Annotated in this window: 25 protein-coding genes and 1 CRISPR repeat array; of the genes, 17 read left to right on the forward strand and 8 right to left on the reverse strand. The window is 27.5% G+C overall.

Translation table 11 applies throughout. The features are described 5' to 3' along the window. Positions 1-91: 91 nt before the first annotated feature. On the reverse strand, positions 92-952 hold the full coding sequence (locus ACLR9T_RS05390) for a hypothetical protein (RefSeq protein WP_413108510.1): 861 nt from the start codon (positions 950-952) through the stop codon (positions 92-94). Positions 953-1,290: 338 nt separating this feature from the next. After that, the gene (locus ACLR9T_RS05395; RefSeq protein WP_413108511.1) at positions 1,291-1,494 is read right to left on the reverse strand and encodes a helix-turn-helix domain-containing protein; all 204 of its coding nucleotides are present in this window, start codon (positions 1,492-1,494) and stop codon (positions 1,291-1,293) included. 116 nt (positions 1,495-1,610) lie between these two features. On the opposite strand from ACLR9T_RS05395, the gene ACLR9T_RS05400 reads away from it, so the two are divergent. The 10 genes from ACLR9T_RS05400 to hydF all read left to right on the forward strand — a co-directional run bounded on the left by ACLR9T_RS05400 (position 1,611) and on the right by hydF (position 10,775). Then, positions 1,611-2,360: a hypothetical protein gene (locus tag ACLR9T_RS05400; RefSeq protein WP_413108512.1), complete on the forward strand. Its 750-nt coding sequence runs from the start codon at positions 1,611-1,613 to the stop codon at positions 2,358-2,360. An 89-nt stretch (positions 2,361-2,449) separates the two neighbouring features. Continuing rightward, positions 2,450-3,196: a YoaP domain-containing protein gene (locus ACLR9T_RS05405; protein WP_413108513.1), complete on the forward strand. Its 747-nt coding sequence runs from the start codon at positions 2,450-2,452 to the stop codon at positions 3,194-3,196. Then, positions 3,193-3,825: a GyrI-like domain-containing protein gene (locus ACLR9T_RS05410; RefSeq protein WP_413108514.1), complete on the forward strand. Its 633-nt coding sequence runs from the start codon at positions 3,193-3,195 to the stop codon at positions 3,823-3,825. The genes ACLR9T_RS05405 and ACLR9T_RS05410 overlap by 4 nt, the downstream gene beginning before the upstream one ends. A 43-nt stretch (positions 3,826-3,868) precedes the next feature. After that, positions 3,869-4,738, forward strand: a complete 870-nt coding sequence (locus tag ACLR9T_RS05415) for a cation diffusion facilitator family transporter (RefSeq protein WP_413108515.1) — start codon at positions 3,869-3,871, stop codon at positions 4,736-4,738. Between the two features lie 303 nt (positions 4,739-5,041). Next, entirely contained in the window at positions 5,042-6,025 is a 984-nt protein-coding gene (locus tag ACLR9T_RS05420; RefSeq protein WP_413108516.1) for a D-isomer specific 2-hydroxyacid dehydrogenase family protein, read from the forward strand. 60 nt (positions 6,026-6,085) lie between these two features. After that, positions 6,086-6,220 carry a hypothetical protein gene (locus ACLR9T_RS05425; RefSeq protein ID WP_257606870.1) on the forward strand — a complete coding sequence of 45 codons (135 nt, stop codon included), beginning with the start codon at positions 6,086-6,088 and terminating at the stop codon, positions 6,218-6,220. 610 nt (positions 6,221-6,830) lie between these two features. Beyond that, entirely contained in the window at positions 6,831-7,076 is a 246-nt protein-coding gene (locus ACLR9T_RS05430) for a TM1266 family iron-only hydrogenase system putative regulator (protein ID WP_413108517.1), read from the forward strand. Between the two features lies 1 nt (position 7,077). After that, positions 7,078-8,136: a [FeFe] hydrogenase H-cluster radical SAM maturase HydE gene (hydE, locus tag ACLR9T_RS05435; RefSeq protein ID WP_413108518.1), complete on the forward strand. Its 1,059-nt coding sequence runs from the start codon at positions 7,078-7,080 to the stop codon at positions 8,134-8,136. 27 nt (positions 8,137-8,163) lie between these two features. Beyond that, on the forward strand, positions 8,164-9,585 hold the full coding sequence (gene hydG, locus ACLR9T_RS05440; RefSeq protein ID WP_413108519.1) for a [FeFe] hydrogenase H-cluster radical SAM maturase HydG: 1,422 nt from the start codon (positions 8,164-8,166) through the stop codon (positions 9,583-9,585). Between the two features lie 2 nt (positions 9,586-9,587). Beyond that, positions 9,588-10,775 carry a [FeFe] hydrogenase H-cluster maturation GTPase HydF gene (gene hydF, locus ACLR9T_RS05445; protein ID WP_413108520.1) on the forward strand — a complete coding sequence of 396 codons (1,188 nt, stop codon included), beginning with the start codon at positions 9,588-9,590 and terminating at the stop codon, positions 10,773-10,775. A gap of 22 nt (positions 10,776-10,797) precedes the next feature. Here the strand turns inward: hydF and ACLR9T_RS05450 are convergent, their stop codons facing one another. Beyond that, a complete protein-coding gene (locus tag ACLR9T_RS05450) occupies positions 10,798-11,298 on the reverse strand; it encodes a nitroreductase family protein (RefSeq protein ID WP_413108521.1) in 501 nt (166 codons plus the stop codon). A 111-nt stretch (positions 11,299-11,409) separates the two neighbouring features. On the opposite strand from ACLR9T_RS05450, the gene ACLR9T_RS05455 reads away from it, so the two are divergent. From ACLR9T_RS05455 to ACLR9T_RS05470, 4 genes are all read left to right on the forward strand, one after another. Further along, on the forward strand, positions 11,410-12,528 hold the full coding sequence (locus tag ACLR9T_RS05455; RefSeq protein WP_413108522.1) for a metallophosphoesterase: 1,119 nt from the start codon (positions 11,410-11,412) through the stop codon (positions 12,526-12,528). Positions 12,529-12,679: 151 nt separating this feature from the next. Then, positions 12,680-14,101 carry an amino acid permease gene (locus tag ACLR9T_RS05460; protein WP_413108523.1) on the forward strand — a complete coding sequence of 474 codons (1,422 nt, stop codon included), beginning with the start codon at positions 12,680-12,682 and terminating at the stop codon, positions 14,099-14,101. Positions 14,102-14,173: 72 nt separating this feature from the next. Beyond that, positions 14,174-15,493: a M18 family aminopeptidase gene (locus ACLR9T_RS05465; protein WP_413108524.1), complete on the forward strand. Its 1,320-nt coding sequence runs from the start codon at positions 14,174-14,176 to the stop codon at positions 15,491-15,493. Further along, positions 15,493-15,906: a hypothetical protein gene (locus ACLR9T_RS05470; protein ID WP_413108525.1), complete on the forward strand. Its 414-nt coding sequence runs from the start codon at positions 15,493-15,495 to the stop codon at positions 15,904-15,906. The genes ACLR9T_RS05465 and ACLR9T_RS05470 overlap by 1 nt, the downstream gene beginning before the upstream one ends. Positions 15,907-16,099: 193 nt before the next feature. Continuing rightward, positions 16,100-17,250: a CRISPR direct-repeat array (repeat unit 30 nt; unit sequence GTTTAATAACAACATAAGATGTATTGAAAT). Positions 17,251-17,445: 195 nt separating this feature from the next. Here the strand turns inward: ACLR9T_RS05470 and ACLR9T_RS05475 are convergent. Continuing rightward, the gene (locus ACLR9T_RS05475) at positions 17,446-19,239 is read right to left on the reverse strand and encodes a flavin reductase (RefSeq protein WP_413108526.1); all 1,794 of its coding nucleotides are present in this window, start codon (positions 19,237-19,239) and stop codon (positions 17,446-17,448) included. 674 nt (positions 19,240-19,913) lie between these two features. On the opposite strand from ACLR9T_RS05475, the gene ACLR9T_RS05480 reads away from it, so the two are divergent. After that, positions 19,914-20,735, forward strand: a complete 822-nt coding sequence (locus ACLR9T_RS05480; protein WP_413108527.1) for a MerR family transcriptional regulator — start codon at positions 19,914-19,916, stop codon at positions 20,733-20,735. A gap of 82 nt (positions 20,736-20,817) precedes the next feature. Beyond that, positions 20,818-21,294: an SAM-dependent methyltransferase gene (locus ACLR9T_RS05485; protein ID WP_413108528.1), complete on the forward strand. Its 477-nt coding sequence runs from the start codon at positions 20,818-20,820 to the stop codon at positions 21,292-21,294. A gap of 58 nt (positions 21,295-21,352) precedes the next feature. Here ACLR9T_RS05485 and ACLR9T_RS05490 read toward each other — a convergent pair whose 3' ends face one another. The 4 genes from ACLR9T_RS05490 to ACLR9T_RS05505 form a co-directional block, all read right to left on the reverse strand. Further along, entirely contained in the window at positions 21,353-22,213 is an 861-nt protein-coding gene (locus ACLR9T_RS05490; RefSeq protein ID WP_413108529.1) for a pentapeptide repeat-containing protein, read from the reverse strand. A gap of 13 nt (positions 22,214-22,226) precedes the next feature. After that, positions 22,227-22,505: a PadR family transcriptional regulator gene (locus ACLR9T_RS05495; protein ID WP_413108530.1), complete on the reverse strand. Its 279-nt coding sequence runs from the start codon at positions 22,503-22,505 to the stop codon at positions 22,227-22,229. A gap of 345 nt (positions 22,506-22,850) precedes the next feature. After that, a complete protein-coding gene (locus ACLR9T_RS05500) occupies positions 22,851-24,188 on the reverse strand; it encodes an MATE family efflux transporter (protein WP_413108531.1) in 1,338 nt (445 codons plus the stop codon). Next, positions 24,181-24,615 carry a MarR family winged helix-turn-helix transcriptional regulator gene (locus ACLR9T_RS05505; RefSeq protein WP_413108532.1) on the reverse strand — a complete coding sequence of 145 codons (435 nt, stop codon included), beginning with the start codon at positions 24,613-24,615 and terminating at the stop codon, positions 24,181-24,183. Before ACLR9T_RS05505 ends, ACLR9T_RS05500 begins: the two co-directional genes overlap by 8 nt. Positions 24,616-25,014: 399 nt before the next feature. On the opposite strand from ACLR9T_RS05505, the gene ACLR9T_RS05510 reads away from it, so the two are divergent. Beyond that, entirely contained in the window at positions 25,015-25,689 is a 675-nt protein-coding gene (locus ACLR9T_RS05510) for a glycosyltransferase (protein ID WP_413108533.1), read from the forward strand. Positions 25,690-25,729 lie beyond the last annotated feature (40 nt).

Consider the following 25,729-nt stretch of genomic DNA (forward strand, 5'->3'; position numbering starts at 1 on the left):
TTTTAAAAGAATTACAGATTTAAAGTATAAAATAAGAGATAAAAAAGATGGAAATATGTTTTTAACATACACCATCTTATTAATTAAGTTGTTATAATGTGATAATTGGTAACTTTATATAGTCTGCACTTACAATATCAGATGCTACTTCAAATTGTACTTCTAGATAAATATATCCAGTATTAGAAACATTATTTTCAGGGATTATAAATCTATACTCTTTATATGATTGAGGGGCAGAAGTTAAGTGATATGATCTATCTTTTTGGGGTATAAATATTTCACCATCTTTACTGGTTGCATTATGTTTAAGCCATAATACACCACTTGTATCATTTAAGTTTATTACCACTTCTACAGAATTATTTTCTAATTTAGTAGCTTTTGCATTAAATGTTGCTGATTGATTAATATAAGAAGATGTAAATTGTTCTCCTGGTTCTAAGGTTCTAAAATTACTGTTTGTAGTGTTATAAGAATTATAGTCTACAGGTATTTTATAATATTGTTCATTATATAGTTGATTGCCATCTATTGGAGCAACTGCAAATTTTAAATATACATAACCATCAGAAGAAACACTATCAGCTGGATAAAATATTGAGTAGATACCCTCGGAATTAGAATAATAAACTATATTTTTACTTGGAATAAAATATTCGCCAGTTAAATCTGTTGCAAGAACTTCATAATATCCTCTTACAGTATGAAAGGTTTCATTAATTGTGACTTCTACAATTCCATTTGTTTGACGATAAGCAGAAAAACAGTGTTCAATATATGATACAGAATGACCTACAAATTTTACATCTCCAGGATTCATTGTTGAAAATGCAGTTTGGTCAACAGGAATAATAGAATTTTCCTGTGACGGTAATTGAGCAGCACTAATATTGATGCATGAACCTATGAATATTAAAGTAGATAACATGAAAGCTAAAATCTTTTTCATAATATAAATTTCTCCTTTTACTATAGTTTAACGTTCCACGAGAACCCCACATAACTATAAAATAAAGACGAAAAAATATTAATAACAAAAATAATTAATCAAAATGTATAATTTTTATATCCCTCCTTTTTTGAAAACATAACTTTATCCCATTGTTATGTAAGCGCTCTCTTTATAATTAAAGTATAACATAAATAGAATTAAAAACCTATGGGAGATAAATATTTTAAAAAGTAAACAACTTATTTATATATAGAACGATAAAGCATGTGATTTAAGAAAACTAAACATAAAAAGCTAGAGGCAGTGTTCATGGGTGAACAAACCCTAGCTTTTTATTATTCATTTTTTTCATGTTTAATAATGTCTTCAACTTCGCAATCTAATGAAAAGCAGAGGGAATCGATTGTTTTAGTCGTAATTGATTTATTTTGTTTAATACGATAAATAGTATTTGATGAAAATCCATATTTATATATTAAGGCATATTCAGTAATCCCTTTTTTATATAAAGTTTCATAAAATGGTTTGTAACTGATCATATATATCACCACATTTAGAATACCATACTTAATTTATTGACTATACTCAATATATTGACTATAATTTACATAAATATATGTTTATGACACAATTATGATAAATAGGTGGGAGAAATATGCAGGAAAAGGAATTGAATAAATATATTAAAGGGGTATATGAATTAGAAAGTAGAGTATATAAACAACAAAAATTAATTCAATATATTGAAAATGAAATTAAATCTTTATCTGATTATGAATATAAAGAAAGATTTAAAACTAATAAACTAGTAAAAGAAATTAGATTTTATATTTATGGAGTATCTTTTTCATTAGGACCAATTTTAGGAATTATGATATCTTTTATTATCAATAAACAAACTGTACAGTTAATTGATTTAGTTATTTGGATAATAGTTTGTACTTTAAGTTTATATGCAGTTCTAAGGTGGTTTTATCGAGTCGAAATTATGATTATAAAAAGAAATCAAAAAACAGATATTCAAAATAATTTAGATCTTGAACAATTATCTTTATTTCATTATAATTTAAAACTTGCTTATATTAAAACAACAATTACTTTAAAAGAATATTATAATAATGAAATTATTATTCCTAAATATCAAAATTTAATTGCAATTAGTTCCTTTTATGATTACTTTTCATCAAATAAATGTACAGAATTAATAGGGATAGATGGGGCGTATCAAATATTTGAAAATGAAAAAGATAATCTTATAACTGATATAGATGTAATAAAGTTAAATTTAGAGCAACTTAAATTAAAACAAAAAAAGTTGTATAAAGTAATTATTGAAACAAATAAACTAATTAAAGAATTGCCAACAATAATTAATTGTGAAATAGATTATTTAATTAAAATTTAATGTATAATATGAGATTTAAATATAAAACAAACCTGACAGACTGTGTCAGGTTTGTTTTGATATAATACTAATATAAGGAGATGATTGTAATGGAAATTATAACAGTTAATGAAAATAATATTGATAAAGAACATATTTGCTGTGCTATTTCATCAAATAATGATATTCAAGTAAAATCAAAAAAAAATTGGTTAAAGGAACGTTTTAGGGAAGGATTAATATTTAAAAAGATAGATGTTCGAGGAAAATGTTTTATCGAATATTTACCAATCGAAAATGCTTGGATTCCTATTGAGGGAAGCAATTTAATGTATATAGATTGTTTATGGGTTTCTGGGAAATTTCAAGGGCAAGGTTATGCTAAAGGTTTGTTAGATAGTTGTATATTGGATAGTAAAGAAAAGAATAAAGATGGATTAGTTATTCTTTCTTCAAAAAAGAAGATGTCATTTTTAATGGATAAACAATTTTTATTAAAATATAATTTTGAAGTAGTAGATTGCATTGATGATAAATATGAGTTAATGTTTTTAGCTTTTCATGATGATGTAAAACAACCAAAATTTAAAATTAAACAACTAGAATTAGAGGAAAAAGGTTTTGTGTTATATTATACGCATCAATGTCCATTTACTGCTAAATATGTTGATTTGTTGAATAATTATTGTAATGAAAATGATATTGATATAGATATAAGATATATTGATAATAAAGATATAGCGCAGACTAGTCCAACTATTTTTACGACATATAGTTTGTTTTATGATGGTAAATTTATAACTAATGAAATACTTTCAGTAAAAAAATTCGAAAAGATTGTGGAGACAGTAAGATGAAAAAAATAGATTATAAAAAGGAATATAAAGATTTATATTTGCCAAAGCAAAAACCAACGTTAATTGATGTGCCTAAAATTACTTATGTAACTGTATGTGGTAAAGGTGATCCTAATACTTGTGATGAATATAAAGAAGCACTCGAATTATTATATGGTATCTCTTATACAATTAAAATGTCTAAAATGACAAATGATAAAATTGATGGTTATTTTGAATATGTAGTTCCACCTCTTGAAGGATTATGGTGGATAGATAAAAAACCAGAGGATTTAATGATTAGTGATAAAAGTAAATTTTATTGGAAATCAATGATAAGGTTACCGGAGTTTGTTACATTAGATGTTTTTGAGTCTGCTAGAAATAAATTAAAAGCTAAAAAACCTAATTTAGATATAAATAAAATTAATTACGAAGAAATAGAAGAAGGCAAATGTGTTCAAATAATGCATATTGGAAGTTATGATGATGAGGCTGTTACAATTAAAAAAATGTATGATTTTATCAAAGAAAATGATCTGGAAATAGATATAAATGAACGTCGCTTACATCATGAAATATACCTAAGTGATCCAAGAAAAACAAAGGTTGAAAACTTAAAAACAGTGATAAGATATCCTGTAAAATAGAACTTATTTAATAATTTTTCATATTTTAATTATAGGTGATAGTATGGAAAATTATGAAAAAACAGTTTTAAAAGTATCAACTATAACTTTAATTGGAAATGTTATTTTATCAGTTTTTAAAATATTAATTGGATTTATTTGTAGGTCAAATGCCATTATTTCTGATGGGATTCATAGTGCTTCAGATGTTTTAAGTACAGTTGTTGTGATGATTGGAGTTAGGTTATCCAGTAAAGAAAGTGATAAAGAACATCCTTATGGTCATGAGAGATTTGAATGTGTGGCAGCAATTATTTTATCAGTAATGCTTTTTTTAACCGCAAGTATTATAGGTTATACAGCAATTAAAAATCTCTTTGTTACTAATAATGAAATTCATTTTGGGATGTTAGCAATTATTATTGCAATTATATCGATAATTTCAAAAGAGGCAATGTACTGGTATACTAAGATCAATGCAGATAGAATTAATTCAAGTGCACTATTAGCAGATGCATGGCATCATCGAAGTGATGCATTTTCATCAATTGGAAGTTTAATTGGGGTAATTGGATTTTATTATGGTTACTATATCCTCGATTGTATTGCAGGAATTGTGATTTGTTTTTGTATCTATAAAGTTGCTTTTGATATTTTTAATGACGCAATTAATAAAATGATCGACCATGCATGTAGTGAAGATTTTGAAGATGAATTGATTACTTTAATAAAGAAACAAGATGGAATATTAGGAATTGATGATTTTAAAACAAGAATGTTTGGTAATAAGATATATGTAGATATTGAAATTAAAGTAGCTGGTGATGATAGTCTACAACATGCCCATTTAATAGCGCATAAAACTCACGATGTAATTGAAAGCATTTATCCAATTGTAAAACATTGTAATATACATGTAAATCCAGAAAAATAATCGGTGATTAGCCGATTTTTTAGTTAAAAAGATTATAAATTGACATAAAAAAATTATACTAATTATAGTTTACTTTATTAAAATATTTGATAATGATGGTTTCTATTGTTATGTTATTTTGGTAATAAAATTATGTACAAATTAATAAATAAGTACTAAACTATATAAGGTAGAGTAGTTTTATGCTTAATTAAATAATTGTTTTTTTAATTTAAAAAATTAATTGTAAATAAAATATGAGGGAATAATAAATATATAGGAATTTAGATATAAAACTTATTAAATTAATAAAAGGAGACTAGGATGAAAATTGTAGTATATAATTATCGTGAATTTGATGAAGGTAAGTATTTTGAGAAGTTTAGTAAATTATATAATGTAGAGATTATTAAATGCTATGATACACCTGATTTAAAAAATGCTAAATTAGCATTAAATTGTCATGGGGTAAGTGTTATAACTACAGCTATTAGTGAAGATATTATTAAAGCCTGGCATGATTTAGGAGTAAAACATATTTCTACAAGAACGATAGGATATGATCATATAGATATTCAAGCAGCTAAGAAATATAAAATGGAAGTAAGTAATGTTACATATTCAACTGCTAGTGTTGCTAATTATACAGTAATGACAATGTTAATGGCACTTAGAAAAATGAAAATGATTATGAAAAGATCAGATAGCTGGGATTATTCACTAAATGATAGTATTGGTTTAGAATTAGAAAAGATGACGGTTGGTGTAGTTGGTACAGGTGCGATAGGTCAAAAAGTAATTAAAAATTTGAGTGGTTTTGATTGTGATATTATAGCTTTTGATCCTTTTATTAAAGAGGAAGTAAAAAAATATGCTAAGTATGTAACCTTAAATGAACTTATTCAAACAAGTGATATTATAACTTTCCATGTCCCTGCAAATAATGATACATATCATATTATTAGAAAAGAAACAATTGCAAAAATGAAAGATAAGGTCATAATAATTAATACTGCAAGAGGTAGTGTGATTAATACTAGTGATTTAATTAATGCATTAGAGTGTGGTAAAATTGGTGCGTGTGCTTTAGATGTTATTGAAAATGAATTAGGTTTATATTATGGAGATTATAAATATAGGAATATTGGAAATCGAGAATTATCGATTTTACGAGATATGCCAAATGTTTTACTTACACCACATATGGCATTTTATACAGAACAAGCTGTAAGTGATATGGTTGAGCATTCAATTGCAAGTATTGTTGCTTCAAGAGATAAAAAGGAAAATAAATTTAGAATTTGTTAAATATTGTAAAATTTGAATAATTTGTATATATTGTAGCAAACTATTATTGGGGTGATAATAATGAAAAATAATAATAGAAAACAATCTAAATCAAATGAGGCTCAAAAAACTGCAGTTAACAATCAATGGACTAATAATAATACAAAATATTATCCAGATAATAGGGAACGTCAGGATGGTCCAGGTGGTAACTAAGAAACTTTATTTAATTAAAGTTTCTTTTTTTATCAAATAAAATTCTTGTCTAAATCCCCAAAACCATTGGCAGAGTAAGACTTTAAGAGATTTTTTCTAAAAATTATAAAAAAGTAAAATTGGCTGGTAAAAAAACATAAAAGTGTTGATATATAAAGGTTTTGAGGTATAATGGAATATGAGAAGTGGCTTATTTATTAGGGTTTAATAACAACATAAGATGTATTGAAATTCTGGAGCATTGTCTACAATTACATAGTCATAGTCGTTTAATAACAACATAAGATGTATTGAAATCTTATTATTGCATGATGAATTGAATCCAGAAAATCAGTTTAATAACAACATATAGGATGTTTACTTTTTTAATTAAAAAAATCTTAGAAAAATCTAATGTCAATATTTTGCATTAGATTTTTTTATATACTAATATCAAATTATATTCTTTTATAAGAAAAAAGAGTTAAATGATAACGTTTTCATTTAAAGTGTGTTAAAATATATGTATTATAGCTAATGATAAGGATATTTCTAAATCAAAGGGTAAACTAATTTTATTATGTTTAGCCATTAGTATGTCCTCTAATGGCTTTTTATATGAGGAGGTAAAATGGATAGTAGAATTGCAATACTTGGTATATTTGTTTATGAGATAGAAAGTGCTAATAAAATTAATGATCTTTTACATGAGTATAGCCAATATATTATTGGAAGGATGGGAATTCCCTATAAAGATAAAGAGGTTTCAGTTATTTCTGTTATAATAGATGGACCAAATGATGTTATTGGGGCTCTTTCTGGTAAGATTGGTATGATTAAAGGAGTTAGTGTTAAAGCACTGTATTCAAAGGTATAAAATGGAAAATATTGAATTGATTGATAAACTAAATCATAATGGAGAATTAGATTTTAATGAATTTAAACAATTATTATCTACTTATAATCAAATAGATTTTGATTATGCTAAAGAATTAGCTGCTAAGATTACAAAACAAATATTTGGTAATAAGATATATATTAGGGGGTTAATAGAGATTAGCAGTTATTGTAAAAATGATTGTTATTATTGTGGACTTAGAAGAAGTAATTCTAAAGCGATTCGTTATCGACTTAGTAAGGAAGAAATATTGCTTAGCTGTAAGGAAGGATATAAGTTAGGATTTCGAACGTTTGTATTACAAGGTGGTGAAGACTTGTATTATCAGGATGAAATGATGGTTGATATTATAAAATCAATTAAGCAATTGTATCCAGATTGTGCAATCACGTTATCACTTGGTGAAAAAAATAAAGGGACTTATCAAAAATACTATGATGCTGGGGCAGATCGATATTTATTAAGACATGAAACTTATAATGAAGATCATTATTATATGTTACATCCTCATGCTATGTCTTTTAAAAAACGGATTGAATGTTTGCGTAATTTAAAAGAAATTGGTTTTCAAACTGGATGTGGATTTATGGTAGGCAGCTATCATCAAACAACAGATCATTTAGTTAATGATTTATTATTTATTAAAGAATTAAAACCAGAAATGGTTGGAATTGGACCCTATTTAGTTCATCATGATACACCATTTAAAGATTTAAAGAATGGTAATTTAAAGCAAACTTTATTCATTTTGAGTATCATTAGAATTATGACTAAAGATGTTCTTTTACCAGCTACTACAGCATTAGCAACACTTGATTCTAATGGAAGAATTGAGGGAATAAAGCATGGTTGTAATGTGGTTATGCCAAATTTATCACCTCTAGAGGTTAGAAAAAAATATTTATTGTATGATAACAAGGCTACAACAGGTCAAGAGGCTAGTGAAGGATTAAAAGAACTGATTGATATGTTGAAATGTGAAGGTTATGAAGTAGTGTATCAACGTGGGGATTATTGTAAATTTGACTACAAGGGATAATACCTAAGTAATAGAAGGAGAAGAAAAATGTATAATGTAAAATCAGATAAAGCTGAGGAATTTATTAATGATCAGGAAATTTTAGAAAGTATAGAGTATGCGAAAAAGAATAAAGATAATCGAGAATTAATTTTTTCTTTGATTGAAAGAGCAAAAGATTGTAAGGGATTAAATCATCGTGAAGCAATGTTGTTATTGGAATGTGAAATTCCTGAGGCAATTGAGGAGATGGAAAAAGTTGCTAAAATGATTAAAGAAAAGTTATATGGTAATCGTATTGTTATGTTTGCACCGTTATATTTATCTAATTATTGTATAAATGGTTGTGTTTATTGTCCGTATCATTTAAAAAATAAACATATTGCAAGAAAAAAATTAACTCAAGAAGAAATAAAAAAAGAAGTAATTGCACTTCAAGATATGGGACATAAGCGATTAGCATTAGAAACAGGTGAGGACCCAATTAATAATCCAATTGAATATGTTTTAGAAAGTATAAAAACTATTTATAGTATCAAGCACAAAAATGGTGCTATTCGTCGTGTTAATGTAAATATTGCTGCAACAACAGTGGAAAACTATCGTAAATTAAAAGATGCTGGAATTGGCACATATATTCTTTTTCAAGAAACTTATAATAAGAAAAATTATGAAGCATTGCATCCAACTGGGCCAAAACATAATTATGCTTATCATACTGAAGCAATGGATCGAGCAATGGATGGCGGAATTGATGATGTTGGAATTGGCGTATTATTTGGTTTAGAAATGTATCGATATGATTTTGTAGGACTATTAATGCATGCAGAACACTTAGAAGCAGCTAAGGGGGTTGGTCCCCATACGATCAGTGTGCCAAGAATATGTCCAGCCGATGATATTGATAAAGATGATTTTAGTAATGCAATTAGTGATGAAATTTTTGAGAAAATTGTTATGATCATTAGAATGGCGGTACCATATACAGGAATGATAATATCAACGCGTGAATCAAAAAGAGTTCGTGAACGGGTGTTACAGTTGGGAATATCACAAATTAGCGGTGGTTCAAAAACTAGTGTTGGAGGATATGATGAACCAGAAAGTGATGATGAAATTACTTCTGCTCAATTTGATATTAGTGATAACCGTAATTTAGATGAAGTTGTTAACTGGTTGTGTTCTTTGGGCTTTATTCCAAGTTTTTGTACAGCCTGTTATCGTGAAGGTAGAACAGGGGATCGCTTTATGCAGTTATGTAAATCAGGACAGATCTCAAACTGTTGCCATCCTAACGCCTTAATGACACTTAAAGAATATCTTCAAGATTACGCAAGCGAAGATACTAAGAAAAAAGCTGATGAATTAATAAAAAAAGAATTAAATAATATTAGTAGTGATAAGGTTAGAAAGATTTGCCAAGAACGCCTTTTAATGATTGAGGAAGGGAAACGGGATTTTAGGTTTTAATTATGGCTGGATTTAATCAAACTCCTGGAGCTAATCGTCTTCACATTGGTTTTTTTGGGAAGCGAAACAGTGGTAAATCATCATTAATAAACGCTTTTGTAAGTCAGGAGGTTTCAATTGTTTCCAGCGAAGCGGGAACAACAACTGATCCTGTTTATAAGGCTATTGAGATTCATGGACTAGGGCCATGTTTGTTAATTGATACTGCGGGATTTGATGATATTGGGACACTTGGCAAACAAAGAATTGATAAAACAAAGAAGGTTAGTGAAAAAATTGATATTGCTATCATCCTTTTCACTGATGAAAATATAGAACAAGAATTGAACTGGTATAACCATTTCAAAGAGAAACATATTCCTGTTATTCTTGTAATTAGTAAGATTGATTTAAGTATAACTAATAATTTAATAAAAACTATTTTTGAACATTTCAAAAAGGAACCAATTTTAACTAGTTCAATAACTAACCAAGGTATTTTAGAATTAAAAGAAGCTTTAATAAATAATTTACCAAAAGATTTTGAAAAAGAAAGTATTACTGGAACACTTGTAAAAAGTGGAGATTTAGTATTACTAGTGATGCCTCAAGATATTCAGGCTCCAAAAGGAAGGTTGATTTTACCTCAGGTTCAAGTATTACGGGAATTACTTGACAAAAAGTGTCAAGTAATATCTGTTACTACAGATCAGATGATTAATGTTTTAAATAAATTAAAAATGGAACCGGATTTAGTTATCACAGATTCACAGGTTTTCAAATATGTTGATGAACATATTTCTAAGCAGACTAAGCTAACATCTTTTTCTGTTTTGATGGCAGGATATAAGGGGGACCTGAATTATTATATTGATAGTATCAGAAAGTTAGAAAAATTATCCAATGATTCAAATATATTAATTGCTGAATGTTGTAGTCATGCTCCATTAAGTGAAGATATTGGTCGGGTAAAAATTCCTAGAATGTTGAAAAAACGTTATCCTGATATTAATATTGATATTGTTAGCGGAACTGATTTTCCAAATGATTTGGCAAAGTATGATTTAGTGATTACTTGTGGGGGATGTATGTTTAATCGTCGTTATATTATGTCAAGAGTTGATCAGTCTAAAGAACAACATATAGCGATGACTAATTATGGTATTTTTATTGCTTATGTAAATAATATTTTAGATAGGGTTGTATATTAAAAGGGGTCTAGCCCCTTTTCTATTATTTTAAATAAGAAATATTTAAAGGATTGAAACGATCAACTAATGGCTTGCTTTCATTGCTATAACCTATAGCAACAATACCAACTGGATATTCATCTTCAGTTAATTCAAAGTATTTTTTAAAATTATTAATTCTTTCTTCAATAGGAGCTATTCCGCACCAGCAGGTTCCTAATCCTTGATTAGTAGCTTCAATTAGCATATTTTCAATTGCAGCTGCACAATTTATTAAACCATATTCTATGTTTATTGCTTTGGTTAAATCAGCAATCACTAAAATAGCGCAGGGTGCTTCTTGCATCATTGATGTATATGGAGAAAGGTGAACCATATTATTTAGTGCTTCTTTGTTGGTAATTACCTTAAATTTCCACTCTTGTGTATTTCTAGCAGTTGGTGCATTCATAGCAGATTTTAAGAGTTCAATTATTTTTTCCTTTTCTACTGAAATATTTTTGTATTTTCTAATACTCTGTCTTTGTTCAATTTCTTTTAACATTATATTACCTCGCTTTTAGTACATTATAACGCAGTTATATAAAATGTTTAAGATAAAATAGTAATAAAAATACGACTAGATTATGGTATAGTAATTCTAGAGGTGAAATAAATGTTGGAAGTGAAACATATTAAAAAGAAAGTTAAAGGAAAATATCGTTGTATTGTAGTTAGTGATCTTCATAGTCATCTAGATCGTTTCAAACTGTTGCTTGAAAAGGTTAAATATTGTAAAGATGATTATTTAATAATTGTAGGAGATTTTATTGAAAAGGGCGACCAAGCCATTGAAATAGTTGAATATTTAATACAACTTCAAAATCAAAGTGATAAAGTATATGTACTTTTAGGTAACTGTGAATATGCGCTTGAAGAAATGGTTAATAACCCAAAATATGCTAAACAGGTGATTCATTATTTAAATCATATTGGTAAAGGAGGAATGATACGTCAAGCAATTAATAGATTATCATTAAACATAAAAAGTGATCAACCTGAATTTATCCAATTAAAAGTAAAAGAATTTTTACAACCATATTTTAATTATTTTGCTACTCTTCCAACAACCTTACATTTTAATAATTTTATTTTTGTTCATGCTGGAATTGAAAAGCGAAATGATTGGCAAAATTCTAGTCTTTCTTCAATGATCGAGATGAAAACATTTTATTTTGAAGGTCATTGTTTAGATGAATATGTAATTGTTGGACATATTCCTACCTCTAATCAATATGAAAATTCTATTAATAATGAAATTATTATAGACAATGAAAGAAGGATAATTAGTATTGATGGGGGTACTGGTGTAAAGTCTATTAGCCAATTAAATGCTTTGATTATTAATGGCGATAATGATTCATATAATTTTGTAAAAGAGTTTGTTCAGCCATTACCATTGTATCAAGTATTAGTAGATATTAATTCTTTACCAAAAGTAATTGTTAAAATAGCCTGGCCTAATTTTGAAGTAGAATTATTAGACGAAAAAAGTAATTTTTCAAAGTGTAAACAAATAAATACAAATAAAATTTTAAATATAAAAAATGAATTTCTTTATCAATATAATAATAAACTATATTGTTTAGATGATTATATAGATTGTCAGCTTTCTTTACATAAAGGGGATATAGTTAAGTTGATAGGAGTATATGGTATATATGCATATGTTGTTAAAGGTAATAAAGTAGGATGGGTTAAATATCGTTATTTAAAAAAGTTTAGATATCAATAATATATGATTTTTTTAAAATAATATAATTATAAATATTTGGATAATAAAATAGTAGGAAAATAAAAAAAGTCTGTTATAATAGATTAGTGCAAAAAATGTTTTAATTTAAGAATAATTTTTTGTTACAAGTATAAATATTTTAGAGGTTATTATGTCAAAATCAAAAAAGATCGTTTGGTATAACTTAGCTTTTATGGCATTTTCAACAGTTTGGGGATTTGGAAATGTTGTTAATGGTTTTGTTTACTTTAACGGTATCCAGGTAATTTTTAGCTGGATTATGATGTTTGCCTTATATTTCGTGCCATATGCTTTAATGGTTGGAGAATTGGGCTCGGCATTTAAAAACGCTGGAGGAGGCGTTAGTTCATGGATTCATGAAACAATGGGACCAAAACTTGCATATTATGCAGGGTGGACATATTGGGTAGTACATATGCCTTATATTGCTTCTAAGGCATCAGGAGGACTAAAGGCTTTTAGCTGGGTTCTTTTTCAAGATTCGTCATTTTATGATTCATTAGATATAAGATTAGTTCAAGTTATTACCCTTATACTTTTCTTATTTTTCGCCTGGGTAGCATCAAGAGGCTTAAATCCATTAAAGTCTTTAGCAACATTAGCAGGCTCATCAATGTTTATTATGTCAATATTATTTATTATCTTGATGATGGCAGCACCAGTACTTAATCCTGATGGAGGGTATCAAACAATTGATTGGAGTTTTAAAAATTTGATTCCATCATTTAGATTAGAATATTTTACATCTTTATCAATTTTAGTTTTTGCAGTTGGGGGCTGTGAAAAGATATCACCATATGTAAATAAAGTAAAAAATCCGTCTAAAGGATTTCCTAAGGGAATGATCATGCTTGCAGTTATGGTTATTGTTTGTGCTATTTTGGGTACAATATCAATGGGTATGATGTTTAATGTAGCTGATATTAATGCAAACTTTGACTCATATGTAGCAAATGGTGCATACTGGTCGTTCCAAAAATTAGGACAGTATTATGGTATTGGTAATACATTTATGATTGTTTATGCAATTTGTAATATGGTAGGGCAATTATCAACATTAGTTATTTCAATTGATGCACCGTTAAGAATATTGTTAGATAATGAAGATGCAAGACAGTTTATTCCAACAAAGCTGTTAAAGAAAAATAATAAGGGAGCATATGTAAATGGAATCTGGTTAGTTGTGGCAATTGTTACACCATTGATTTTAGTTCCAGCAATGGGAATTAAAAGCGTTACTTCATTTTTGAAATTTTTAACACAATTAAATTCAGTGTGTATGCCACTTCGCTATTTATGGGTATTTATAGCATATATTGCTTTACGTAAAGCAATCAATAAATTTCCAGCTGAATACCGTTTCACAAAAAATCAGGCATTTGCTAAATTTTTTGGCTGGTGGTGTTTTGGAGTAACAGCAATTAGTTGTGCTTTAGGAATGTTTAAGGGAACACCGTTTGAAATTAGTATGAATATTATTACACCAATTATTTTAGTTGGATTAGGAGCAATTATGCCAGCTCTTGCAAAGAGAAATAAAACAAAAGAATAATTACCAACATATCCTTTAACATTTTGTTAAAGGATATGTTATAATTTGCAAAGAATAAGGAGGATAATGTTGATGGATAAAAAAATATCTCAAGAATTAACATCTTTTATTAAAAAGAGTCCAACAGCATTTCATGCTGTTGATAATATTAAACAATTATTAAAAGTTAATGATTATATAGAATTATTAGAAGGAAAAATATGGAAAATAGAAGCTGGTAAACGCTATTTTGTATCAAGGAATGATTCTAGTATTATTGCTTTTAATATTGGAACTGAATTAGATGAATATAGTTTTAATGTTGCTGCTTCACATAGTGATTCGCCAACTTTTAAAATTAAAGAAAATGCAGAAATTGAAGTTAAAGGTAAATATACTCAATTAAACACTGAAGGATATGGTGGGATGATATGTTCTACTTGGTTAGATCGACCTTTATCAATAGCAGGAAGAGTATTGGTTCAAGATGGCAATAGCTATATCACTAAACTTATCAATATTGATCGGGATTTAGTATTGATTCCTAATGTTGCAATTCATATGAATCGTACAGTTAATGATGGTTATTCTTATAATAAACAAGTTGATATGTTACCTTTATTTGGTGGTAGCGATACTAAAGCAGGTGATTTAAAAAAATTAGTAGCTCAACAATTAGATGTTAGTGTAGAAGATATTTATGGTGCTGATTTATATCTATATAATCGAATGGAGCCGTCTATTTGGGGGGCAAATGAAGAATTTATCTCATCTCCACAATTGGATGATTTACAATGTGCTTATACCTCATTGCAAGGTTTCTTAAAAGGAGCTAACAGCAAATCGATTAATGTTTTTGCTTGCTTTGATAATGAAGAAGTAGGTTCTGGAACAAAACAGGGTGCTGGTTCAACTTTTTTGTATGATGTTTTAAAGCGTGTTAATAATGCATTAGGAAAAACAGAAGAAGATTATTATCGAGCTTTAGCATCTAGTTTTATGTTAAGTGCAGATAATGCACATGCTGTTCATCCTAATCATCCAGAAAAAACAGATATAAATAATTGTGTTTATTTAAATGAAGGAGTAGTTATTAAATCTCATGCAGGACAAAAATATACAAGTGATGCTCTTAGTATAGCGGTTTTTAAAGGATTATGTGAAAGTGCTAAAGTTCCAGTTCAGTTCTTTGCAAATCGTTCCGATGCTTTAGGTGGTAGTACACTAGGAAATATTGCAATGGCACAAGTTTCAATGAATAGTGTTGATATAGGGTTACCACAACTAGCAATGCATTCATCATATGAAACTGCTGGAGTTAAAGATACATATTATATGATTAAAGTCATGGAAGAATTTTTTAATAGCCATATTGAAGAAACAAGAGCGCATGAATTAAAGGTTACTAAATAATGAAGAAACAGAAACCAACTAAAAAAGAGCTTGAAAAATTAAAGAAAGAAATACTTGAAAAATACACGATTGCTGGCTTATGGCAAACAATGTGTGGCTATATTGTATTATTATTTATAAAAGAATTATTAACGAATAATTATTTGATTAGTTTTTCAGTTGATATTCTAGTCGCAATTATTGCTTTTTATATAACAATACATAATTTAATTAATCAATATAAATTAATCAAAGAATACAGTATTTCAATGAAACCATTTTATTTTCAAATATTTGGCTTTGTTATAGGATTATTTATTATAATTATAACTTTAAAGAGTCCATTTGATATTTCTTTTGCAATTTTAGTTGTTGCATTATTAACAAATAAGAAGATATTTGAAAAAGAATTTAATGAAATCAAGAAACTTTAAGCTATAAAGTTTCTTTTGTTTTACCAGGCATAATTTATGATTAAACTTTTAAAACCGTTGGGAGAGTAAGACTTTAAGAGATTTTTTCTAAAAATTACAAAAAAGTAAAATCGCCTGGTAAAAAAACATAAAAGTGTTGATATATAAAGGTTTTGAGGTATAATAGAATATGAAAAGTGGCTTATTTACTAGGGTTTAATAACAACATAAGATGTATTGAAATAATTTCCTATAGAAACTGTAAAAGTTCTAAATATCGTTTAATAACAACATAAGATGTATTGAAATTTTTTCTTTCTCCTCATTATTTTCCTAAATATTCTTCGTTTAATAACAACATAAGATGTATTGAAATATGATTGTCTCTTTTGTGCTTTCTTCTATGTAGTCTAGTTTAATAACAACATAAGATGTATTGAAATTTTTCTAAAGATTCTACCGTTGGTTCTTCTACCGCATGTTTAATAACAACATAAGATGTATTGAAATGGTTTAAAACAAGCCAATGATGGAACATTCCCTCTTGGTTTAATAACAACATAAGATGTATTGAAATTAAAAATACTAGTGTTAAAATACTAGTAAGGAATAAGTTTAATAACAACATAAGATGTATTGAAATTCTAAATATAACCTTATAGCTCCCTCTTTATATTTAGTTTAATAACAACATAAGATGTATTGAAATCAGCTAATATAAATATTATTAGAACTGTTATGATTAGTTTAATAACAACATAAGATGTATTGAAATAATCCCTCTTTTCTAATAACACTCTTAAAATAAATAGTTTAATAACAACATAAGATGTATTGAAATGATACCGGGGGATAAATCAGATTTCTCTGATTTTTAGTTTAATAACAACATAAGATGTATTGAAATTGAGAAACAACAAAAGTTAGATGATTCATACGGTGTTTAATAACAACATAAGATGTATTGAAATTAACTGCATATTTATCATCCTTATGCCATCGTTCAAGTTTAATAACAACATAAGATGTATTGAAATTGATCAGAGAACGAAAAACAAGAAATTACGGTTTCGTTTAATAACAACATAAGATGTATTGAAATTTTAGAAATGCCATATCAAAAACCTTTTGTTTAGAAGTTTAATAACAACATAAGATGTATTGAAATGAAGCCAAAATCCCTAAAAATTTCATTAAATCGAAAGTTTAATAACAACATAAGATGTATTGAAATAAACATTATAGAAAATGAAGCTGCTAATAGTGATTGTTTAATAACAACATAAGATGTATTGAAATAAGCAGGATATTACAACAAATAAGGAGTTGCCAGGAGTTTAATAACAACATAAGATGTATTAAATGAAATATTGTTAGATTAGAATATAAAAAAACTGTATGGATTATTTTGGTATATACAGTTTTTTAATTTATATTTTAATGATACAAGAGTATAGATTATAATTATAGAATATACTATTTAAAGTAATAAATAATTATATAGAATTATTGTTCTAAAAAAAGGCAATGAATTATAAAATCATTGCCTAAGTAATATGATTAATTTTCAATTGGTTCAAAATCTACGACACCATGTTTACATAAAGGACAGATATAATCATCAGGTAGAACATCACCTTCATAAATATATCCGCATACTTTACATACAAATCCTTTTTTACCTTCGGTATTAGGTTTAGGTTTAACATTTTCTTGATAATATGTATAGCTCATTGTTTCAATATCAGACATAACACGGGCTTCAGTTACTTTACAAATAAACATACCATGTGTTTCTAAATCAACATATTTTTCTACCTCAAGAGACATAAATGCATTAATATAGCGAGGTAAAAATGGAAGTCCATTATCTGAATATAAGGGTTTAAAATCAATAAATTTGTCAGCAGTTCTACCACTTTGGAAACCAAAACGTTCAAAAATACTAAATGGTGCTTCTGTTGATAAACAGTTTACATTTAATTTACCAGTTTGTTTAATAACATGATGAGAATAATTTTGTTTACTAATATTTACAGCTATTCGATTAGGTGAATCACTAACCTGTGTAACTGTATTAACAATTAAACCATTATCTTTTTTACCATCATTACTTGTTACAACATATAAACCATAACCAATTCTAAATAAAGCGCTCATGTCATGTTTATTTGCTTTATCATCAGATTGAGCAATATAATCACGGCATAATTCTTCTGATAATTTATCAATTGCTTCAGTACTATCAGATTTTAGTGCTGATTTAATTGTTACTGTATTATCAGCAAAAGTTATTTTTCTACATCCTGAAAACATTTCCTTCATTACTTTAATAGCTAGAGGTGACCAAGAACCATTTTCAATTAATGCAACTGTACGGTTTTGAAAGTTCCTTTCAGTTAAATGATGAATATATTCTTTCATGAAAGGAAATACATCAGTGTTATATGTAGTTGTAGCTAAAACTAATTTACCATAACGGAAAGCATCTTCTACTGCTTTAGACATATCACAACGTGCTAAATCATGAATAACTACTTTTGGACATCCTTTCTCTTCTAACTTTTCAGCTAGCACTTCAACTGCTTTTTTTGTATTACCATAAATTGAAGTATATGCAATAACGATTCCTTCACTTTCAACACTATATGAAGACCAGATATCATAAAGATTAATATAGTACCCTAGGTTTTCAGTTAGTACTGGACCATGAAGTGGACAAATGATTTCAATATCTAAATCAGCCGCTTTTTTAAGTAATGACTGCACTTGAACTCCATATTTTCCAACAATACCAATATAATATCTACGAGCTTCATCTGCCCACTCTTCATCTATATCATTGGCACCGAATTTTCCGAATCCATCGGCCGAAAATAAAACTTTATCTTTTGAATCATAAGTTACCATTACTTCTGGCCAATGCACCATTGGGGCAAAAACGAATGTTAGAGTATGTTCACCTAGACATAAAGATTCACCGTTTTTAACTTCTTTTCTTTTAACAGATGCATCTAAAGTGAAAAATTGATCAATCATAGCAAATGTTTTTGCATTAGCTACAATTGTAGCGCTCGGGTATGTTTTAATAAAATTTTGAATATTTGCAGAATGATCAGGTTCCATATGCTGAACAATTAAATAATCTGGTGTTTTATTATTTAAAACATCAGCAAGATTATCTAACCATTCATGAGTAAAATTAATATCTACAGTATCCATTACTGCAATTTTTTCATCCATAATTACATAAGAGTTATAAGCCATCCCATTAGGAACGACATATTGTCCTTCGAATAAATCAACATTATGATCATTAACCCCTACATAAAGAATATCTTTTGAAATTTTCATAGTTCTCTCCTTATCTTACCTAAATAGTTCATTAAAATTATAGTACATTGTTTTTTTAAAAGCAACGAATTCGCTCTACTTATTAATTAGTAAAAACTTCATCAAAAGTATTATGGAGTAATTATATAAATATTATTATCTAATAAATAAAAATTATTTAATATTTTATTATTAGCTGTAATTAAATATATATAATATAATGATTATTATGAATTATCTATTTAATGTATACGCTAGCATATAAGACTATTTTATGAATATGTTTCATTTAGATGATACAACGATTATTGATGAGTGATTGGTTAATTGTAATTAGTAAATCATTTAATTAAAGGTGACGATTTATATACCAAAATAGTTGTGGTTAACCACTTTACTAGGATATGAAATTGGATATAAGATTTTTTAAAAGTAAATCTATATTAGTTCACCACAACGAATTAAAATATCTCAAGCTTTTTGGAATAGAGAGGTAAATAGTTATTACTTAAAATTGATGAGACAGTATGAAAGACTAGATTACTTGAAAAGATGTCAAAAGATAAAATGTAGCGTTGATATAATTTATAGTCAATATAGTTTTAAAATATTAAGAAAAGGGCATTTTCTATTTCTTGATAAAACATTAAATGAAATAGTATTATTATAAATTAATGAAATAAGGATGGGCTGTTATGTTTAAAATAGGAGAATTTTCAAAATTAACACAAGTTACTGTTAGAATGTTAAGATATTATGATGAAATGGGATTATTAAAACCTGCTAAAATTGATTCCCTAACAGGATATCGAATGTACTCTAGTGAACAAATTTTGGTGTTAAATAAAATTATATATTTACGTGATAGTGGATTTAGTGTTGCTGAAATTGCTAGTACTTTAGATAATGATACTGATGGTTTTATTATTGAACAATTGGATAAAAAGTATATTGAAATTGAAGAAAGTATACTTGCTTTACAGGCAAAATTAAAAAAAATAAAATTAGCAAAAAAGGGACTACTTACAGGTAAAAATGAAATGCACTATAATGTCATAATTAAAAAAATTCCTAGTTATTTTGTATTATCATTAAGAAAAGTTATTCCTAATTATTATGCTGAAAGTGAACTATGGAAAGAACTATCATTATTTGCAAATAAACATAAAATTAATGTTTCAGCAAATTGTTTTTCAATTTATCATGATGATGATTATCGGGAAGAAAATGTTGATGTAGAGTTATGTGTGCCTGTAAATAAGGTAGTTAAAGCGGTTTCTCCTTTTTGTTTTCGTACTGTAGAAGCTATAGAAACAATGGCTTGTATGATGGTTTATGGTGATTTTTCTAATATTGGAGCAGCTTATTTATCATTAGCTGTCTGGTTACAGGAAAATAGACAATATAAGATGCAAGGTGCAAGTCGACAGATTGTTCATCGCGGTCCTTGGAATGAAGATAATTTTGAAAACTATTTAACAGAGATCCAAATCCCTTTAAAAATACTCCAATTTTGAATTTGACAATTAATAGATTGACTCTACCATGGTGTGAGGGTTTATTTTATTATTAGTAATAAAATAAATGGAGGAAAATAAGATGTCAACTTATGAAGTAAATTCAATTGGAAAGATTTACAATAACGAAAAGGAGGTATGTATTAAATTAGATTCAAAATTTATCCCTGCATTAAAAGCATTAGATGGTTTTAGTCATCTAAATGTTATTTGGTGGTTTAGTGATTTTGATAGCAGTGAGTATCGAAACGTTCTACAAACTTCTCAGCCATATAAAAAAGCTCCAGCGGAAATGGGAATATTTGCCACTAGATCACCAATTCGCCCTAATCCTTTAGCTTTAAGCACAGTAGAAATCATTTCTATTGATTATCAAAATGGTATGATACATATTCAATATATTGATGCCAATAATGAAAGTACAATTTTAGATATAAAACCATATACACCTAGTTTAGATCGAGTTGAGATACCTAGTGTACCGAAATGGTGTGATCATTGGCCAAAAAGTCTAGAAGAATCAGAAGATTTTGAATGGGAGAATGAATTTAATTTTTAAATATATTATAAACTGGAAAGCTTTATGCTTTCCAGTTTTGTATAAATAATGTAATTATTTATAAAATAGTTACATTATTTAAATTAGCGCCAACGCTTTTTAAATAATTGTAAGTTATTTTATCAATAAAAGCACCATCAAAGTTAATTGTAGCAAGTGCTTTATAGTATTTATTCGTAATCGACATTCGTGGTTTAAACGAAACATTATTAAGTGTTGCTCCTTTAAATGATATATTTTCTAATATTGCTTTACCAATATGAACATTTCTTATAATTTGGTTATCAAAATTTTGATTACGCAAATCTGCACAATCAAAATTACCACCATCAATTATACAATTATCAAAAACTACGTTTCTTAAATCTATGATTGAAAAATTTACATTGATTAATTTAAGATTTTTAAACTTAACATTTTCTAAAGTAGACTTATTAAAATTAGTCTGTTTTAAAATTGAGTTATTAAAGCTGGCATTATTAAGATTAGTAATTGAAAAATTACAGTTAGTAAGATTGGCATAATCAAAATGGGAGTTTTCTAAATCACATGTTTTAAAGTTACTTCCAGTAAGATCTGAGCTAGAAAAGTTAGCATTTTGTAGATTGCTGCTTGTCATAACACCATTATGTAGTACTATATTTGAAAAGTCACTTCTTTTTAAATCTGTACCATTGAACTTTATTTGGTTTTGTTTTTGGGGTGGACAATTAGTTATTTCTATTAATGTTTTTTCTATTTCTCCGATACTTTCAAGTGTTTTTGTCAAAGCCATTTCTTCATTTATACCTTGTTGTAATAGATCAAGATAACGGTCATTTAAATCAATTAAAATATCGTTTTTTAGTTCAGATACACTTTTAGAACCCTCGTATGGTTTAAAGAGTATATCAATATAACTAATAATTTTTTTATTCACGTTTAATTCTCCTTTATAATAGTTTATCTAATATCTGTTTAGAATATTCCCAGTTTCCTTTGTTTTGTTGATAAGTTTTTTTACCTTTTTGGGTGATTTTAAAATATTTGCGTCTGCCACCTTGAGTTTCATCTCCCCAATACCAAATAATGTCACCATCAGCTTCAAGTCGACGAACAGAAGAGTACATTGTGGCTTCTTTAAGTTCATATTTTCCTTCAGAACGTTCAGCAATTAATTTGACAATTTCATACCCATAACGATCAGCTTCAGATAATAGTTTTAGTATCATAGTATCTGTGTGACCACGTATTAAATCAGATGTTATTTTATTTTTGACCATAATTTAACCTCCTGTTTTGTATTGTATACTATAGTACTATATCTGTCAAGGTAATGTGATTGGTTGTTAAAATAGTAACTATAATAAAAAAGGATGTAATATGAATTTAGTTGTTAAACATCTTCAAAAGATTTTTGAAGATTTAATATACGGCACTATATGAATATGATAGATACTTAATATGTATAAAAAAGCCATGAACTTTTATTCATGACTTATATACTTTTTTATTTTCGTGTCCTTGATATGGGATATAGTTTATTTGGAATCAAAAGAATAACCATATCTATCAATTTATTTTAAATCAATATAACCATATTTTTTGTTCTTTATTAAAAAGTAGAGAGTAACAAATATACCTAATAACTCAGCTGCTGGTACAGCGATCCAAATACCAGTCTTACCAAATAGGTTTGGAAGAATTATAATTAAACCAATTATAAAGATAAATGTTCTAGAGAAGGATATAATAGCAGATGATTTTCCATCTGAAAATGCAGTGAAAAAAGCTGAAGCAAAAATTCCTAATCCCATAATCATAAAAGCAAATGAATATGTTGTAAAACCATTAAGTGCAATATCATATACATTACTATTTTTTGAAGTGAAAATAGTCAAGGCATCAGTTATTGTTAAATGAATTAAAGTGTTTGATATTATCGAACTTAAGATTAAAAATAAAATACTATTTTTAAATATACTTTGTAATTGTTTTTTATCCCCATTTCCATATTTAAAACTAATAATAGGGGCTATACCATTAGAGTAACCAAAATACAGGGCTGTAAATATATATTGAAAATATAGGATAATAGTAATCGAAGCAACACCATCTTCTCCATAAAATTTTAGTAATATATAATTAAATAAAAATGTTGTGGCAGCATTTGCTAAATTCGTTACCATTTCAGATGAACCGTTTGTGCATGATTGAAATAGTATGCTCCAATTAATAGCTGGTTTAGTAAAATGCAAAGGATTGTTTTTTGCAAATAAAAAATAAGTTAAGCCAATAATTGCAGGAATACAATAACCTATCCCCGTAGCTAATGCTGCACCACTAATTCCCATATTTAATGGTGCCATAAAAATATAATCTAATACGATATTAGTAAAACCGGCTAATATTGTAACAATTAAACCAATAGCTGGTTTTCCGGCAGTAACAAAAAAAGTTTGAAAAGCGGTTTGAAGAAAAAAAGCAGGTGCAAAAGTAAATATAATCTTAGCATAAGAGATAGATAAAGGAGCCTGCATACTACTTACTCCTAAAAATGTAATAATCTCATCTATAAAAAGATTACTAATAATGGCAATTATGAGACCAATTACAATTTCTACAGTAACTAAGAAAGTTAAGTTTTTTTGTGCTTCTTTTTGTTTACCTTCACCTAACTTTCTAGCAACGATAGCACTACCTCCAGTAGCAATCATTATAGCAATTGCCATTTCTAAGCAAATAGCAGGATAGACCATGTTTACAGATGATAATGCGGTTGTGCCAAGAAGACGTGATACGAATATCCCATCGATAATAATATACATGGACAAACTAATCATCATAACAACATTTGGAAGTGCAAATAATAGTAACTTTGCAAAGTTGAATTTTTTAGCTAATATATTATCCATTTTCTATTTCTTCCTTTAATAACTCATAATATTTTTTATTGCAAGTAATAAGCTGTTTTCTTTGTTCCGTGCCTAATTTTTTCATAGCATTTTCTTCCATATGATATAATTGTTCTAATATTGAAGAAGCATAAACTTTTCCTGTTTCAGTAAAGGTAATAAGTCTTTCTCTCTTGTTGTCAGGATTAGCACTGCTTGTAAGATATCCTTTTTTTTCAAAATCAAGCAAGATACCATGAACTGTTTGCTTTGGTAGAGCCCACCATTTACATATTTGTTTTTGGGTACATATTTTATAATCATCTAGAGTATATAAAATAACTAAAGCATTATAATTTAGTTTGTGTTTCTTCGCCCATATTCTATATAAATCTAAGGTTCCACTTAAAGCAGCGTTGACAAGTCTAATTTGTTCCCGAGTTTTCATATTATCCCTCCATTTATAGTACTAATTAGTACTTATAATATAGTATTAATCCGTACTAATGTCAAGCTTTTATTTAATTTAATATTAGAGTTATCAAGAAAGTTGTTTATAATTATTATTTTTTAACAATAAGGAATATATAGTTATATAAAAGGTCCTATAAATAATATATATTTGACATCGTTAATATTGTCTTATAGTATCAATACAATTGGATTAAAAAGTTCATCACTTATTAAAAAAGTCGTAAGTTAGGTAAAAAGATTGTTTATCATGCCCATAGTAAAGAAGAAGATTTTAAAAACTCATTTATATTATCAAATTGGCTTGCCCCTGCCTTTAAAAAAAGATTGCTTAATTTATATACTAAAGCAGATTGCATTATAACACCAACTCCTTATGCAAAAAAAACTTTTAGAGGGGTATGGGATTACTGTACCAATTTACGTAATTAGTAATGGAATTGATTTAAATCGTTTTAATTATAATGAAGAAAATATTCAGCAATTTAGAAAATATTTTGATTTACAATCTGATGAAAAAGTAGTTATATCAGTTGGCTTATTTTTTGAAAGAAAAGGACTCCTTGATTTTATAGAAGTTGCAAAACGACTGCCAGATTACAAATTTATTTGGTTTGGTCATGTACCGCTTTATACAATTCCTAAAAATATTCGTAGGGTCGTTACTAAAGATCATCCTGATAATGTCTTTTTTTCTGGTTATATTAGCGGCTCTGTAATAGAAGGCGCTTATTGTGGTGCAGATGCATTCTTTTTTCCTAGCAAGGAAGAGACAGAAGGAATAGTAGTATTAGAAGCGCTAGCTTCATATCAACAGATAATTCTACGAGATATTCCGGTATTTAAACCATGGATGAAAGATACTGTTAATTGTTATAAAGGAAATAATGTAAATAATTTTGTGAGACTGATAGAGGGAGTTGTAGAACAAAAATTGCCAGATTTAAAAGAAGCGGGTCGTATAACTGCTCAAGAAAAAAGTATACCAAAAATTGGTAAACAATTAAGGCAGGTATATGAGCTATTAATAAAAGGGAAACGAATATTTTAGTTAAGCTGTATTTATTAGCTTTTTTATCTATTAAAATGGT

The organism is Thomasclavelia sp. (assembly GCF_047249845.1).
Classification (GTDB): Bacteria; Bacillota_I; Bacilli_A; order Erysipelotrichales; family Coprobacillaceae; genus Thomasclavelia.